Raw genomic sequence first — 14198 nt, forward strand, 5'->3', positions numbered from 1 at the left:
GCTAACTTTTTGCAAAGAATGGTTTGCTGTTTATACAAGACAAAGACTTCTTATGTAGCTGGCCTACATAAGAAGTCGACAACGTAGTAGAAGTACCACCGCACCGAAGATTGGTGCGGTCAGTCAGTCGTTAGAAGAAGAGTTTTACACAGAGAACAATGAGCCTAAGTAATGGTCAGCTAATAGTGCAACGAACAGAGCAAGCAAATGGTAGATAGAGAATTTGAACGTTTCCATCGCACTATTAGGCTGTGGAGAAAACTTCAGCTTCCACGCGTGGTACACAAAGCCCGCATTGAGTAATAAAGAGGAGAATAGATAGACAAAGCCGACCATGCCGACTAGGACCGGTAATATACAAACTAACGTCAACAACACAGTATACAGAAGGATCGAAGTTTTGGTGTATTCAATACCATGAGTGACAGGCAACATCGGGATATCCACTTTTCGATAATCTTCTACCCGATGTATTGCCAATGCCCAAAAATGGGGTGGAGTCCATATGAAAATGATCATCACAAGCAGCCACGCGTTGGCATGTAATTCGCCAGTAACCGCTGTCCAGCCTAACAAAGGCGGCATTGCGCCCGCAATCCCCGCAATCACTATGTTCTGTGGAGTAGCGCGTTTGAGATACATGGTGTAAACCACCGCATAACCCAACAAACTTAAAAACGTCATCCAAGCTGTTAACGGATTAACCAGTGCATACAGAAGTACGAAGCCAACAACACCTAACGTAACAGCAAACAACGCGACTGATAACGGATTCGTGTCACCAGAAGGCAGAGGACGCTTATGAGTTCGAGCCATTCGCGCATCAATTCGGCGATCAATGAGGTGATTAAACGCTGCCGCGGAGCCAGCCATTAAGCCAATTCCGATAAGGCCAATCGCCGCTTGTAGCCAAGGAAAACTGGCCACCGGCGCTAAACTCATTCCGACAATGGCGGTAATCAACATAAGCGCAACGACTTTGGGCTTTGTTAGTTTTAAATAAGTTGAACCGAGCTTCTTCTTACCACTTTCTAGCGGTAACGCGATTTCTTTACTCATAGCGAACTCCTTTCGCTTGATGACTCCAACGAGCTTTACCCTGCCATAGGTAGAACTGACTAACACAGATAAGTGAAAGCATGACCGCTGCGCCTAAATTGTGCGCAACTGCCACATAGATAGGAAGTTGGAACACAACATTGCTTACGCCCAATAGGATTTGGCAAACCAAAGCTAAGCCAATCCATACACCCAAGCGCTGAGAATGGTGTGAGTCTTGTTTTAATAGTAATACGCAGTAAATCAGCACAACACATGCAGTAATGATGGCACCAATACGATGGCTGACATGAATTGTCATTCGAGCTGGGTAATCTAGAACACCAAACTCATAGTTATCAAACCCTGTTTGCCAGAAAGAAAACGCCTCTTTCCAAGATAAGTAACTGGTCCAGTTCCCCTCACAAATCGGTAAAGCGGTGCACATAAGAGCAGCGTAGTTGGATGATGTCCAACCACCAAGCAGGACCTGTGTTAACACTACGCCAAAAGCGATCAAGGAAAAGGTTCTCACGTTTTTTGAAGATGGCGAAAAGTAGAGGCTGTTCTGAGATTTAATCTGACAATAGAACACCGCTTGGAGAGCAAGCAATGTAAATCCGCCCAGTAGGTGCAACATAACAATCACTGGCATGAGTTTTAAAGTTACGGTCCACATTCCCAATGCTGCCTGACCAATAACTAAGACGCAGAGTAGAATCGGAATCGTCGCATCAACACGTTCAGCCCTAACGGCAACAATCGCCATCATCAAAATTACGAGCCCTAAGGTGCCCGCAAAATAACGATGAATCATCTCCAGCCAAGCCTTTCCGTGCTCCACTGCACGTTCTGGAAATAACGCATTCGCTCGAGAAACTTCAGCATCGGTTTGAGGAACGAGTAGTTGACCGTAACATCCCGGCCAATCTGGGCACCCTAAACCTGCATCAGCAAGGCGTGTGTATGCGCCCAGCATAATGACAACGAGGGTAAGACAAAGACTGAACTTAACTAAACGTTCTAACGCCATATCACTCTCTCCCTAACCTACACGTGATAGCTTCAATAGTTTTCGTAGATCCGCCAAAACGTCTTTACTTAACTGAACCAAATCCTCGTTGGCTTCCGGTGTATAGGCCATCACAAGTTGCCCTAATGGATCAACGATCAACATTTGCCCTGCTTGGACTTTTTCCGACAACGAATCATTCATTTGCATCACTATCATCGCTTCGCTCGCACTTGCTGACTGCTTTGATGTCCAGATAACTGGGACGACTCGCTCTTGGTACTTGCCCAACGCAATATGACTCTGCTGCATGAGGTGAAGTTGTTGCTGACACTGTTCTTGGCAATCAGAAGGCAACACATAAGCCAATTGCCACCCTTTTTCACTCAGAGGCGATGTCTGCCCCAATTGTTCAAATGTGGTATAGGGCTCCACCAGCTCACCTCTATTAGTCACACCCGTTTCATACCAGCCTTGACTAAGCACTACTTTGGCAATAATTGCCGGGAGAGCAAAAAGGACAATTAGCGACAACAGTACAATTCTTCCTCTCGTGACCGCTGATGTCATACCTCACCTCCTTGTGAGCGTGAACTTTTGAACCATCGAATGAAGATCATTACAGTGATAAGCAGAAATACACCCGCCATAACAAACCATTGAAAGGAGTAACCAAAATGCTTAGCACTGGTTAATGGCAAAGGATTCCATGGGAAAGAATACGGCCATCGGACTAAATTGTTTGGCTGTACGACGGTCGGCATTAATTCGACATTAAGTAACTGGCTCAGTTGATTGATGTTGAGGTTTTGCACGCGTATCGTATCGCCAACTTCTGCCATTAAGTCGGAACTCAAAGGGTTCATCGATTTGCGATATAAACGTCCAGTAACCTCGTAAGGGGCTTGTAAAGTTTCTACTTTAGGTAATACAGAGCGTGACGCGCCCCCTTTAACAAACCCTAATTCTAGGAGAGTCAATATGGTTGGGTCTTGGGTCAAAGAAACGACTTGAAACGCTAAATACCCCACTGCCCCTTCATACGTTTGGTTATCTAAAAGGATGACCGGAAGTGCCTCCGGAGTCACACTGGCTTTTACCTTAATGCCAATCACACTCTCCTCACGCCAATCATTGCTCTCCAGTACAGTGCGTATATCCTGATAAGGTGCATTCGCTCTTGCCAAAATAGCTTGTTCTAAAAGCTGCTTTTCGTTACCACGTTCGAGCTGCCAGAAGCCCAGTTTGACCAATAGAGAAAACACGACCACAGTTAAACAAACAGCAATCCAAACCCATTTCGATAACATCAAAAACGAAACCGGAGGTGCCATGTCCACCGTATTTCTGTTCAAATTAACGCTTGTCCTTTTGCTGCTTTTCATCATCTTTAACCTCGCAAAAGCGCTTATCGAAATGGTTCGCGAAGACCCAGAGGATTCATCGAAAAAAGGCAAACCAATGAGCCATTATCTCGGTCGTCGTATCATGTTTTCTGCGTTAGTCGTGATACTCCTTCTGATTGCTCTAGGGGCAGGCTGGATCGCCCCTAACCCTCGTCCTTACTAGTTTTACAGGACATAAACAAAAACAAATAAACACAGCCAAACCACATCTACAAAGTGCCAATACCAGCTGCCCGCTTGGAACGCAAAATGGTTTTTAGGTGAAAAGTGGTCCTTGGCGATGCGAAACAGCAATACGATGAGGAAAATGGTACCGAGGCACACGTGCAAACCATGGAAGCCCGTGAGCATAAAGAAGGTATTGCCATAAACGCCCGATTGTAGTGTCAGACCAATATCTTGATAGGCGTGGGCATACTCGACCGCTTGGTAATAGAGGAAGAAACCCGCTAAGACGATGGTGATCTCCAACCAGACAATCAGCGCCGTTCGCTTATCTTGTTCTAAGCTGATGTGTGCCATATGTAACGTAATCGAAGACAATAGCAGCAAAATCGTATTGGTTAATGGAATGCCTTGCCACGGCATTGCTTGAGTCATATCACCACCCGGCGTGGTAGTGAGCGGCCATATCGCCTCGAAAGCTGGCCACAGCACTTCATGAGTCATGGCATTGTTATCTGCGCCACCTAACCAAGGCACGGAAATCATTCTTGCGTAGAACAGAGCACCAAAGAACGCACCAAAGAACATGATTTCTGAAAAGATGAACCAGCTCATCCCTTGTCGAAATGAACGTGTAATTTGCGCGCTGTACTTTCCGGTAAGGGATTCGGTGATGACGTTACTGAACCACCCGGCCAACATGTAAAGCAAAAACAGCATACCAACCGCAAGAATAATGCCGCCTAGCGTCCCAACCGCACCGTCACTTTGAGTGCCTTGAACGGTCATTCCAGCACCGACAGCGACAAGGAATAACGCAAATGCACCTACAATAGGCCAACTGCTTTGTGCGGGAACATAATAGGTATCAGGCTTGTTACTCATGAGTTCTCTCCTTACAGACGCGCTTTGGTTTGAGGCGTTAAGGTCTGTTTCTCACTCCCTGAGAGGCTAGCTGTCGAAGACTCGCCCGATTGAGGAGGAAATTTGTAGAGTGTGTAAGACAAGGTCAATGTATGAATTGAATCCGGTACGTCCGGCTCAATGTAGAAAATCAAAGGCATACTCGCTTGTTGCTTACCTTCCAATGGTTGTTGATTAAAGCAAAAACACTCGATCTTATTGAAGTAAGCCGCACCAGTACCCGGCGATACGGAGGGCACAGCTTGTCCTACTAAATCTTCACCGCTTTGATTAAAAGCAAAATATTCAGTTTGAATCACTTCGCCTGGGTGAACATCCATGGATACGACTTTTGGTTTGAATTCCCAAGGCATATCTGGGTTGACGTGTGCCATAAATTCCACACGAATGGTTCTGGAGATATCCGCTTGCATGCCTGTTGGCTGAATCGCTGCTACTTCACTGGTTTTTCCGTTAATACCCAATGCATCGCACATGATGTCGTAGAGTGGGACAAGAGCAAAACCGAAGCCAAACATCATTGCTGTCGCTAACAGCAACTTGATAGTGAGTTTCTTATTGGATGAATTACTTTGCATCTCAATCACCTCACGCTTTTCTTAATCGACTTTTGGCGGTGTTGTAAACGTATGATGTGGCGCTGGACTTGGTACTGTCCACTCTAAACCTTCTGCTCTCTCCCATGGTTTTGCTGGCGCTTTTTCACCGCCGCGAATGCACTTGATCACCAGCCACAAGAAGATCAATTGAGACAGACCAAAGGCAAAGCCACCTATCGATACAATTTGGTTTATGTCTGCAAACTGGATGGCGTAATCGGGAATACGTCGTGGCATCCCAGCTAAGCCCAAGAAATGCATTGGGAAGAACAGTACGTTAACCGAGATAATCGAGCACCAGAAATGCCACAGACTCAGCTTGTGGTCATACATATTGCCCGTCCACTTCGGTAGCCAGTAATACGCTGCCGCCATAATCGAGAACACCGCACCTGACACCAATACATAGTGGAAGTGTGCTACGACAAAGTACGTATCGTGGTATTGGAAGTCCGCAGGCACAATTGCCAGCATCAAGCCTGAGAAACCACCTATTGTGAAAAGAACAATAAAGGCGATGGCAAATAACATCGGTGTCTCGAACGTCATTGCACCTCGCCACATGGTCGCTACCCAGTTAAACACTTTCACCCCGGTTGGCACGGCTATTAACATGGTGCAGTACATGAAGAAAAGTTCGGCGAATACTGGCATCCCTGTGGTAAACATATGGTGTGCCCACACTAGGAATGAAAGCAGCGCGATACTACAAGTTGCGTAAACCATCGAATGGTAACCGAACAACTTCTTGCCACTAAACGCAGGGATGATTGCCGAAACAATACCAAACGAAGGCAAGATCATGATGTACACCTCTGGGTGACCGAAGAACCAAAAGATGTGCTGGAACATCACCGGGTCACCGCCACCAGCGGCATCAAAGAAGCTGGTACCGAAGTATTTGTCGGTCAAAACCATGGTCACCGCACCGGCTAATACGGGCATCACAGCTATCAGCAAGAACGCCGTGATTAGCCAAGTCCAGACGAACATTGGCAACTTGAACCATGTCATGCCCGGTGCTCGCATATTTACAATGGTCACTATGACGTTAATAGCCCCCATAATAGAACTGATACCCATGATATGGACTGAGAAAACAAACAACGCCGTACTGTCAGGGCCGTAGGTTGTAGAAAGTGGCGCGTAGAAAGTCCACCCGAAATCAGGACCACCACCCGGTAAGAACAAAGAGCCGATCAAAATGAGGAAAGCAAAAGGTAAGATCCAAAAACTCAAGTTGTTCATTCGCGGTAACGCCATATCTGGAGCGCCAATCATCATTGGGATCATCCAGTTAGCTAAGCCGGTAAACGCAGGCATGACGGCACCAAATACCATCACCAAACCATGCACCGTCGTCATTTGGTTGAAGAATTGAGGATCAACCAATTGCAAACCTGGTTGGAATAACTCAGCGCGAATGATCATCGCCATCGCGCCGCCCGTGAGGAACATGGCAAAGCTAAACCACAAATACAGCGTACCGATGTCTTTATGACTGGTGGAATAAAGCCAACGTGATAGCCCTTTCGGTGCGTTATGATGATCGTAGTCGTCTTCAATCGCAATGGTGGTGTTTGCGGTCGTTTGCGCTTCTGCAGGAGCAGACTTCACCGCTTTTTCAATTGGCTTACTCATATTTCCTCCTTGGCACTTTCTTGTGCCTTAAAGGCGTTAACATCGGATGCTTGAACGGTATCGCCAGTGTCATTTCCCCAAGCATTTCGTTGATAGGTAATAACAGCAGCAATTTCTTGGTCGCTAAGTTGGTTAGCAAAAGCTTGCATCGCTGTCCCTGCACGTCCGTTCACTAATACGTCGATGTGAGCCATAACCGGGCCTTTAGCTATTTCGCTGCCTTTAATCGCCGGGAATGCGCCCGGAATGCCTTCACCATTGGCTTGATGGCACACGGCACAGCGCGCGGTGTAAATGGACTCGCCTTGTCCCATCAAGTCTTCCATTGAAAGGTCTTGCGTTAGTGCTTCTTGTGCAGCCGCTTTTTGTAATGCAATTTCTTGTTTCTTGTCTGCCATCCATTGGTCGAAATCGTCTTCCGCCATCGCATGAACGACAACCGGCATGAAACCATGTGCTCGACCACAAAGCTCTGCACACTGACCGCGATACACACCCGGTTCGTCAATCTTGGTCCAAGCTTCATTGATAAAGCCTGGAATCGTATCTTTCTTAACTGCGAAATCAGGCACCCACCAAGAGTGGATTACGTCATCAGACGTCATTAAGAAACGAACTTTACGGTTGATTGGTAAAACGAGCGGATTGTCCACTTCGAGTAAGTAGTGCGCCCCTTTCGCTTCGATACCATCAATTTCTTTTTGGCTGGTAGCAAGTAGACTGAAGAATTCGACGTCCTCACCGAAGTAACTGTAGTGCCACTTCCACTGGGACCCCGTGATCTTCACCGTGAGGTCAGATTGACTGGTATCCTCCATCGCCACCAAAGTTTTTGTGGCAGGAATCGCCATGGCAATGAGGATAATGACGGGGATAATGGTCCAGATGATCTCCACTTTGGTGCTTTCATGGAAATTTGCCGCAACTGCCCCTTTTGACTTGCGGTGTCGGAAGATGGAATAGAACATCACACCAAACACCACAAAGGCGATGGCACAACAGATGTAGAAGATCAGCATATGTAATTCATACACTTGCTCACTGATCCCTGTTACACCTCTCGTCATGTTGTAATCGTTTTGCTCTGACCAACTGTACGAAGAAAATGTGATAAAAATCACATTCATTAATAAGGCTAGAGTAGTCGCTAATCTTTTCAAAAGATCTCTCCTCTGCTCAGCCGCTGCGCTTGCGCGAGCTTCCTTGTTTCCCGATGCAAATATCGAACAAATTTACAAAAAATCACAAAAACTACGATTTCAATGCACTTTGTTATATTTATGTTAAAAGGCTAGTTATAGTTCAATAGTTCTTCAAGAAATAAAATGTGAATAAATTCTGTACAGAGAGAAAAATAAATTCGGTTTATCGATTGCCCTCTTTGAAATGTAATTGAGAACCATTTACATTAATAAAAAGAAAACATTGGGACACTTTCCTGATAAAAGTGTCTAAACAAGTAGGCTCCCCCTGCTAAGGAAAGATGAATATGACAACACAAATTACTCAATGGCTAGCACGAGATCCTGACCCAAAAACTCGTGAAGAGCTTCAGCACCTAGTCGATGCGAATAACGAACAAGAACTGACAGATCGATTTGGCTCACGCTTAGCATTTGGTACAGCAGGTCTGCGAGGCAAAGTTGGGGCAGGTCCAAATCGCATGAACCGTTTAGTGATTCAAGAAACAGCAACAGGTCTCGGTCACTATCTGATTGAACAAGTGAAAGATGCATCGTCTCGCGGTGTTGTTATTGGTTACGATGGTCGCCCAGATTCACAACAGTTCGCACACGATACGGCTTCCGTACTTACTGCTTTAGGCATCAAGGTTTACCTAACCTATAAAGTAGCGGCCACACCAATTGTTGCTTTTGGTGTTCGTGAGTTAAATGCTGCAGCAGCTGTGGTTGTTACCGCAAGCCATAACCCGCCTGAGTATAACGGCTTTAAAGTTTACTGGGAAAATGGCGCGCAAATCATTCCACCGCACGATTCAGGTATTGCTGCAAAAATCGATGAAGCAACAACAAAACCGCTTCCTCTAATGTCACTCGACGACGCGAAGCAAAAAGGTCTGTTAGTTTGGCTTGAAGACGAGTACTACCAAACGTACCGTAAGACAATGAACGACAACGCGCTGCTTACACCAAACAGCAACACAGACATCTCGATTGTTTACACCGCGATGCACGGTGTCGGTGCGGAAATGGCAGAAACGTTGCTCGCAGATGCTGGCTTTGAAAAAGTGGCAAGTGTTCCAGAGCAGCGCGAACCGGACGGCACGTTCCCTACTGTTAACTTCCCGAACCCGGAAGAAGCGGGCGCCATGGATATAGTGATGGCACTGGGTAAATCTGTTAATGCCGACATAGCTTGCGCGAACGATCCTGACGCAGACCGCTTTGCCGTGGCAGTAAAACGCCCAGATGGCGAGTACCAAATGCTAACGGGTGACCAAGTGGGTTCATTGTTTGGTGACTACTTACTGCAAGGTCAACCAAACGCGCTTGTTGGGAATACCATTGTGTCTTCTCGTCTATTGAGCAGTATTGCGAAAGCACATGGCGCAGAATACTACCAAACGTTAACTGGCTTTAAATGGCTAACCAACGTAGCAATGACACAAGAGACAGATGCAAATCCGTTCCTATTCGCTTACGAAGAAGCACTAGGCTACACGGTAGGCAACAAGGTTTGGGATAAAGATGGCTTGTCAGCACTGGTCGCTTTCTCTCAATTAACAGGTAAGTTGAAAGCACAAGGCAAAACGCTGTGGGATAAGTTAGAAGAGTTATACCGCCAACACGGTTTCTACTTCAACGCGCAACGCAGCATTGCGCTTGCCCCTAAATCACCACCAATCGGCGACAAACTGCGCGCAAACCCACCGAAAGAGATCGCGGGTAAACGCATTGAAGTGATCGAAGATCTGAAGTCATCACTTCGCTTTGTGACCGATGGTCCAACAGAAGCGATTGACTTGCCTGCAAGTGACGTATTGGTTTACCACCTAGAAGACAAATCACGCGTGATTGTTCGCCCTTCTGGTACTGAACCGAAGTTAAAGTGTTACTACGAAGTGATCAGCGACTTCCCAGCAGAGATGAATTACGCGCAAGCTAACCAAGCAGCGGAAGCGAAGATGAACGCATTGATCGAAGCACATCAACAAAGCTTGTAATTCAGGTTTGAAACATTGACTCTGTGACAACAGCAAATAGTAAATAGTAAAAGAGGCGCATCGAGCGCCTCTTTTTTTGTTCAATTCAAACCAAATCAAGCAATCTGTTTTTGCAGGAAATGTTTATCAATGCCTGCTGCTGGGTAACCTGAATACTGCCCTACTTTTTCAAAACCCAATTTCAAGTAAAAATCGAGTGCTTGAAAGCTATAAGTATCGAGGTACAAATGCGTTACTCCACGCGGTTTCACTTGTTCTTCCAGCAGAGAAATCAGTTTGCTTCCCAATCCCGAAGTACGTGCCTCTGCATCTACCCAAAGATATTCAACGAACACGGTGTTATTGAACATCTCTCCCGTAAGTCCACCAATCACTTTGCCCTCGTCATTATGGGCAAAGCAGCCAACTGCGTTTACATCCCCATCCGGTAAATGCATGCGGTTATACGCTCGGATGCCATCACGGATAAAGTCGAGATCGTTTTGTTCTGGGTTGAGTTTAAATTCAAGTTTCATACTGCCACTCCTTGGAAATCAGTGTGATACTAAAACAAAAAGCCAGCGAGTGCTGGCTTTTGTATAAAAATCTGATTGTTCTTACATCGCGAAGCTACTAAGCATCCAAACTGCCAAAATAATAAACACTAATCCCATCAGCTTGCCTTGGTACATACGGAACTTAGCGTTTTCAACCAAACCTTTCCCCAACGTTCCAGCAAGAGCAACCAGCAAAATGTTGAATAATAGGCCTAATATATTCAGCACTAAGCCTAGCGCCAACATCTGTTCACCAGAAGATGCCGTGATATTGCTAGATACAAACTGTGGCAAAAACATTACGAAAAACACCAACGCCTTGGGGTTCAGTAAATTGCTCATTAAGGCACGCTGATAGTAAGTCGATGCCATTTTATTCTTTTGGTCAAGCTCTGGTGCAGCAGAAACGTCCGCTCGCAAACAGTCCCAACCCATTTTGAGCAAGTACGCGCCCCCCAGTAGATGAAGTACTTTTAACGCGATTGGGCTCATCGCAATCAAGGTCGATACGCCCATTGCGGCCAATAAGGTTAAGATCACACCGGATGTCGCGTTGCCCAAGCTCGCAAACAGACCAACTTTCTTACCATAGCTCATGCTAGAACTGGCAATCAGCAACATGTCAGGCCCAGGTAACAAAAGAAGTGCAACAACAGCAGTGAGATAAACAGGGAGTACAGATAAATCGATCATGGTGGAACTGGCTTTCTAAAACAGGCGGCGGATCTTATACCAATGAGTAGATAACAACCAGACCAAATATCTAACCAAGGAGTAAAATTCAGAAAATAGAAAAGGTTTAATGTTCAATTTAAAAACAATTAACCTTTTTGGTGTTTATTTTTAATACCGATAGCAATTTTGTACAAAAATAAGCAGGATGGATCCAGTAGACTCCAAATGATGTGATGCCACGATTAATGCTTGCGCAGTTCGGAACAAGATGAAAGAAAAGAATAAGGAAATCGCGACTTTTAAGATTGCTCAAGAGCTCGGTGGCTTGGAGCTGCTCGACGCAAAGTACGAAAAACAGAATTTCTCTCGTCATAGCCATGAAGGCTACACCATAGGTGTGATTGAAAAAGGCGCGCAACAGTTCTTTCGTACTGGTGGCAACCACATCGCACCGCAAGACAGTATCATTCTTGTAAACGCCGACGAGGTGCATAATGGTCATTCAGCATCAGAAGGCGGTTGGGAATACAAAGCCATGTATCCCGTACCAGAGCAGTTTCAAACGCTTGGGGAAGAACTTGGCGCACCCAATGTCGCGCAGCCCTACTTCCCCCAACCTGTCGTTTACGATCCGGAACTAGCTAATCAACTGCGATTAGTGTTCGATACTCTAGAGAAGTCCGATAACCGCTTATTAAGAGAGACACTTGTCTACGGTACGTTGGTCAAACTTGCCAGTAAGCACAGTACACATCGAGCCCCTCTTCAAGATGCAACCAAAGCGCAAAAGCAAGTACATCTGGTAAAAGAGTTTCTTGAAGACTTTCCTCAAGCCGATGTCTCTTTAGAAGAACTGGCGAAATTAGCGGGATTAAGCCCTTTTCATTTGTTGCGCGAGTTTCAAAAACAATTCGGCTTTCCGCCGCACGCGTTTCAAATTCAGCAGAGACTCCGAATGGCGAAAAAACTGCTCAAGTTAGGACAAAAGATTTCTGATGTTGCTCAAGAGTGTGGCTTTCACGATCAAAGCCATTTGCATCGTCACTTTAAAAAAGCCATGGGCGTAACGCCTGGGCAGTACATCAAGCATTGTTAGCAATTTTGTACAAGGCAGCTTGCTGAGGTCAGCCTACCTTAACAGCATGTTTTTCTATTTAAGTTGAAGTTATGGATACTACTTTGCCAACTCATCAAGACTCAAAATCCTCGCTCTTTTTACAAGGCACCATCGCAATGATGCCATTGAGCATCGCTGTATTGCCTTGGGGATTACTAGCCGGCTCATTTGCCATTGATACTGGCTTACACCCTTTGGAAGGTCAGGCGCTTTCCGCCATTCTGTTTGCAGGCTCCGCACAACTCGTGGCTATGGGGATGATTAAAGCAGGCGCTGGCTTGACGACTATGTTGCTGACTACCTTTTTTATTACCTCTCGCCATTTTCTTTATAGCGTTTCAATGCGCAGTAAAATTTCGCCATTGCCATTAAAGTGGCGTCTTTCACTTGGCTTTTTACTCACTGATGAGCTATTTGCCATCGTCGGGCACCAATCCGATAAACAATTTAATCGATGGTACGCCCTTGGCGCAGGATTAAGCTTTTATCTCTTCTGGAACTTCGCAACGCTTGCTGGCATCGTCGCTGGCAGTTTGATACCTGAATTGAATGAGCTCGGATTGGAGTTTGCCGTTGCTGCCACCTTTATCGCGATTGTGGTGCCAACGATAAAAAGCATTCCCGTGTTATGCAGTGTTTTAGTGGCATTAGTTAGCTCAGTAGCGCTGAACTACTACCAAGTGGAAGGAAGCTTGATGTTCGCGAGCATTCTCGCCATGTTAACGGGCTATTTTGTGGAACAATTTACGACGAAAGCACCAAACCTTGAGAGTACACCGGAGGAGCGCCAATGATCTTTTTGTCTATCTTAGCCATGACAGCCTTGGTGTTCACCAGCCGTTATCTGTTCTTAGAACCGAAATTACCGCTCAGGTTGGGGGTAAGAGCTCAGAAAGTATTGAGCTACGCAAGCCCTGCAGTACTCACCGCAATTTGGGCTCCAATTGTGTTTATGCCAGAAGGTGAACTTAGCGTGACATGGCAAAATCCATTTCTATTGGCTGCTCTATTAGCCGCTGCGATTGCGTACCTCACCAAGAATGTCTTGCTCACCACCATAGTAAGTATGGTCGCGTTCTTATTGCTTCGAATTTGGTTGTAAGCTCACGACTAAGTAGCTACCCACTCAATCTCTAACAAGGTGATGTCTCCACACTTCAAACGCCCAAGGAAGACATCGCCTTGATGCACTTCTCCAACGCCCTTTGGTGTGCCTGTCATCACGACGTCACCATCTTCTAGTGTTGTATAGCTCTTCAGCTCATCGAGAATATTAACTGGTGGGTAAAGCATCTGTTTAACGTGCCCTTTTTGAACATGAACACAGTTAATCAAAAGCTCTAAGTTGAGGTCGTCAATATCGACACCTTGAAGAGAGTGGAATCGACTGAATACCGCTGAGCCGTCGAACGCTTTGGCACGCTCCCACGGTAGTCCTTTTTCTTTGAGGATAGATTGTAAGCCGCGTTTGGTCAGATCTAAGCCAAGCCCAACCGCATTGTATTGACCATTTTTGATCAGAAGGCAGATTTCTGCTTCGTAATGCAAAGGCTCTTGATGAAATGAGGTGAGTTTGGTTGAAACGGAAGTCGCCGGTTTATTAAACACCACCATTTGCTCTGGCATGGCATTATTGAGCTCTTGAATATGCTCAACGTAGTTACGCCCAACACACAGAACTTTACCAACTTTGACTTTCTTCTCTTCAACCTGAATGACGCTCATTGCTCTTCCCTGCAAAACAAAACGCACATGATAATCTAACTGATTGAGTTGCCCACACTAGTTCCCACTCTTGAATGTTAAAAACAAGACATTCAGCCCGTTTTGCTCTCTCGCCTTCAAGGCGAAACTCTCTCATTTATCAAACATTAGAGATGAAAAAAGCCGCCCATCGTTGG

General features: G+C 45.8%; 16 protein-coding genes. 5 read left to right on the forward strand and 11 right to left on the reverse strand.

The genetic code is table 11. The annotated features are described in order from the left end of the window. Nucleotides 1–144: 144 nt before the first annotated feature. From cyoE to BCT11_RS19330, 4 genes are read right to left on the reverse strand one after another with little or no spacing between them, the layout of a single operon-like run. Entirely contained in the window at nt 145–1059 is a 915-nt protein-coding gene (gene cyoE, locus BCT11_RS19315) for a heme o synthase (protein ID WP_038865341.1), read from the reverse strand. Continuing rightward, the gene (locus BCT11_RS19320) at nt 1052–2071 is read right to left on the reverse strand and encodes a COX15/CtaA family protein (protein WP_038865339.1); all 1020 of its coding nucleotides are present in this window, start codon (nt 2069–2071) and stop codon (nt 1052–1054) included. The genes cyoE and BCT11_RS19320 overlap by 8 nt, the downstream gene beginning before the upstream one ends. A 12-nt stretch (nt 2072–2083) precedes the next feature. Further along, a complete protein-coding gene (locus BCT11_RS19325) occupies nt 2084–2620 on the reverse strand; it encodes a hypothetical protein (RefSeq protein ID WP_042605665.1) in 537 nt (178 codons plus the stop codon). Continuing rightward, nucleotides 2617–3384 carry an SURF1 family protein gene (locus BCT11_RS19330; protein ID WP_102389015.1) on the reverse strand — a complete coding sequence of 256 codons (768 nt, stop codon included), beginning with the start codon at nt 3382–3384 and terminating at the stop codon, nt 2617–2619. The genes BCT11_RS19325 and BCT11_RS19330 overlap by 4 nt, the downstream gene beginning before the upstream one ends. Between BCT11_RS19330 and BCT11_RS19335 the strand changes: the two genes are divergently transcribed. Next, on the forward strand, nt 3383–3619 hold the full coding sequence (locus BCT11_RS19335; protein ID WP_198593971.1) for a DUF2909 family protein: 237 nt from the start codon (nt 3383–3385) through the stop codon (nt 3617–3619). The genes BCT11_RS19330 and BCT11_RS19335 overlap by 2 nt on opposite strands. Nucleotides 3620–3621: 2 nt before the next feature. On the opposite strand, the gene BCT11_RS19340 is transcribed toward BCT11_RS19335, so the two are convergent. The 4 genes from BCT11_RS19340 to coxB are packed head-to-tail and all read right to left on the reverse strand — an operon-like array spanning nt 3622 to nt 7945. Then, complete coding sequence (locus BCT11_RS19340; RefSeq protein WP_102389016.1) at nt 3622–4506, reverse strand: cytochrome c oxidase subunit 3; 885 nt, start codon at nt 4504–4506, stop codon at nt 3622–3624. Nucleotides 4507–4517: 11 nt separating this feature from the next. Continuing rightward, a complete protein-coding gene (locus tag BCT11_RS19345) occupies nt 4518–5123 on the reverse strand; it encodes a cytochrome c oxidase assembly protein (protein ID WP_102389017.1) in 606 nt (201 codons plus the stop codon). 21 nt (nt 5124–5144) lie between these two features. After that, entirely contained in the window at nt 5145–6785 is a 1641-nt protein-coding gene (gene ctaD / locus BCT11_RS19350; RefSeq protein WP_102389018.1) for a cytochrome c oxidase subunit I, read from the reverse strand. Then, nucleotides 6782–7945, reverse strand: coding sequence for a cytochrome c oxidase subunit II (gene coxB / locus BCT11_RS19355; RefSeq protein WP_102389019.1), 1164 nt, complete (start codon nt 7943–7945; stop codon nt 6782–6784). The genes ctaD and coxB overlap by 4 nt, the downstream gene beginning before the upstream one ends. Nucleotides 7946–8274: 329 nt before the next feature. On the opposite strand from coxB, the gene BCT11_RS19360 reads away from it, so the two are divergent. Next, nucleotides 8275–9969, forward strand: coding sequence for a phospho-sugar mutase (locus tag BCT11_RS19360; RefSeq protein WP_102389020.1), 1695 nt, complete (start codon nt 8275–8277; stop codon nt 9967–9969). Nucleotides 9970–10064: 95 nt separating this feature from the next. On the opposite strand, the gene BCT11_RS19365 is transcribed toward BCT11_RS19360, so the two are convergent. Next, a complete protein-coding gene (locus BCT11_RS19365; protein ID WP_054755611.1) occupies nt 10065–10484 on the reverse strand; it encodes a GNAT family N-acetyltransferase in 420 nt (139 codons plus the stop codon). 81 nt (nt 10485–10565) lie between these two features. Next, complete coding sequence (locus tag BCT11_RS19370) at nt 10566–11198, reverse strand: LysE family translocator (protein ID WP_042600004.1); 633 nt, start codon at nt 11196–11198, stop codon at nt 10566–10568. 250 nt (nt 11199–11448) lie between these two features. On the opposite strand from BCT11_RS19370, the gene BCT11_RS19375 reads away from it, so the two are divergent. The 3 genes from BCT11_RS19375 to BCT11_RS19385 all read left to right on the forward strand — a co-directional run bounded on the left by BCT11_RS19375 (nt 11449) and on the right by BCT11_RS19385 (nt 13399). Next, the gene (locus BCT11_RS19375; RefSeq protein WP_009706163.1) at nt 11449–12276 is read left to right on the forward strand and encodes an AraC family transcriptional regulator; all 828 of its coding nucleotides are present in this window, start codon (nt 11449–11451) and stop codon (nt 12274–12276) included. Between the two features lie 71 nt (nt 12277–12347). Further along, the gene (locus BCT11_RS19380) at nt 12348–13091 is read left to right on the forward strand and encodes an AzlC family ABC transporter permease (RefSeq protein ID WP_102389021.1); all 744 of its coding nucleotides are present in this window, start codon (nt 12348–12350) and stop codon (nt 13089–13091) included. Beyond that, nucleotides 13088–13399, forward strand: coding sequence for an AzlD domain-containing protein (locus BCT11_RS19385; protein ID WP_102389022.1), 312 nt, complete (start codon nt 13088–13090; stop codon nt 13397–13399). The genes BCT11_RS19380 and BCT11_RS19385 overlap by 4 nt, the downstream gene beginning before the upstream one ends. Before the next feature lie 8 nt (nt 13400–13407). Here BCT11_RS19385 and BCT11_RS19390 read toward each other — a convergent pair whose 3' ends face one another. Beyond that, the gene (locus BCT11_RS19390) at nt 13408–14022 is read right to left on the reverse strand and encodes a fumarylacetoacetate hydrolase family protein (protein ID WP_102389023.1); all 615 of its coding nucleotides are present in this window, start codon (nt 14020–14022) and stop codon (nt 13408–13410) included. Nucleotides 14023–14198: the final 176 nt, after the last annotated feature.

Origin of the sequence: Vibrio sp. 10N.222.52.B12 (genome assembly GCF_002875385.1) — a bacterium.
GTDB classification, from domain to species: domain Bacteria; phylum Pseudomonadota; class Gammaproteobacteria; order Enterobacterales; family Vibrionaceae; genus Vibrio; species Vibrio jasicida.

What these genes read in the sequence shown, in the direction of transcription:
- BCT11_RS19330 (WP_102389015.1), bottom strand. Translation starts at nt 3,384, where the DNA reads ATGGCACCTCCGGTTTCGTTTTTGATGTTATCGAAATGGGTTTGGATT.
- ctaD (WP_102389018.1), bottom strand. Translation starts at nt 6,785, where the DNA reads ATGAGTAAGCCAATTGAAAAAGCGGTGAAGTCTGCTCCTGCAGAAGCG.
- BCT11_RS19390 (WP_102389023.1), bottom strand. Translation starts at nt 14,022, where the DNA reads ATGAGCGTCATTCAGGTTGAAGAGAAGAAAGTCAAAGTTGGTAAAGTT.
- BCT11_RS19340 (WP_102389016.1), bottom strand. Translation starts at nt 4,506, where the DNA reads ATGAGTAACAAGCCTGATACCTATTATGTTCCCGCACAAAGCAGTTGG.
- BCT11_RS19375 (WP_009706163.1), top strand. Translation starts at nt 11,449, where the DNA reads ATGAAAGAAAAGAATAAGGAAATCGCGACTTTTAAGATTGCTCAAGAG.
- BCT11_RS19360 (WP_102389020.1), top strand. Translation starts at nt 8,275, where the DNA reads ATGACAACACAAATTACTCAATGGCTAGCACGAGATCCTGACCCAAAA.
- BCT11_RS19385 (WP_102389022.1), top strand. Translation starts at nt 13,088, where the DNA reads ATGATCTTTTTGTCTATCTTAGCCATGACAGCCTTGGTGTTCACCAGC.
- BCT11_RS19345 (WP_102389017.1), bottom strand. Translation starts at nt 5,123, where the DNA reads ATGCAAAGTAATTCATCCAATAAGAAACTCACTATCAAGTTGCTGTTA.
- BCT11_RS19380 (WP_102389021.1), top strand. Translation starts at nt 12,348, where the DNA reads ATGGATACTACTTTGCCAACTCATCAAGACTCAAAATCCTCGCTCTTT.
- cyoE (WP_038865341.1), bottom strand. Translation starts at nt 1,059, where the DNA reads ATGAGTAAAGAAATCGCGTTACCGCTAGAAAGTGGTAAGAAGAAGCTC.
- BCT11_RS19370 (WP_042600004.1), bottom strand. Translation starts at nt 11,198, where the DNA reads ATGATCGATTTATCTGTACTCCCTGTTTATCTCACTGCTGTTGTTGCA.
- BCT11_RS19320 (WP_038865339.1), bottom strand. Translation starts at nt 2,071, where the DNA reads ATGGCGTTAGAACGTTTAGTTAAGTTCAGTCTTTGTCTTACCCTCGTT.
- BCT11_RS19325 (WP_042605665.1), bottom strand. Translation starts at nt 2,620, where the DNA reads ATGACATCAGCGGTCACGAGAGGAAGAATTGTACTGTTGTCGCTAATT.
- BCT11_RS19365 (WP_054755611.1), bottom strand. Translation starts at nt 10,484, where the DNA reads ATGAAACTTGAATTTAAACTCAACCCAGAACAAAACGATCTCGACTTT.
- BCT11_RS19335 (WP_198593971.1), top strand. Translation starts at nt 3,383, where the DNA reads ATGTCCACCGTATTTCTGTTCAAATTAACGCTTGTCCTTTTGCTGCTT.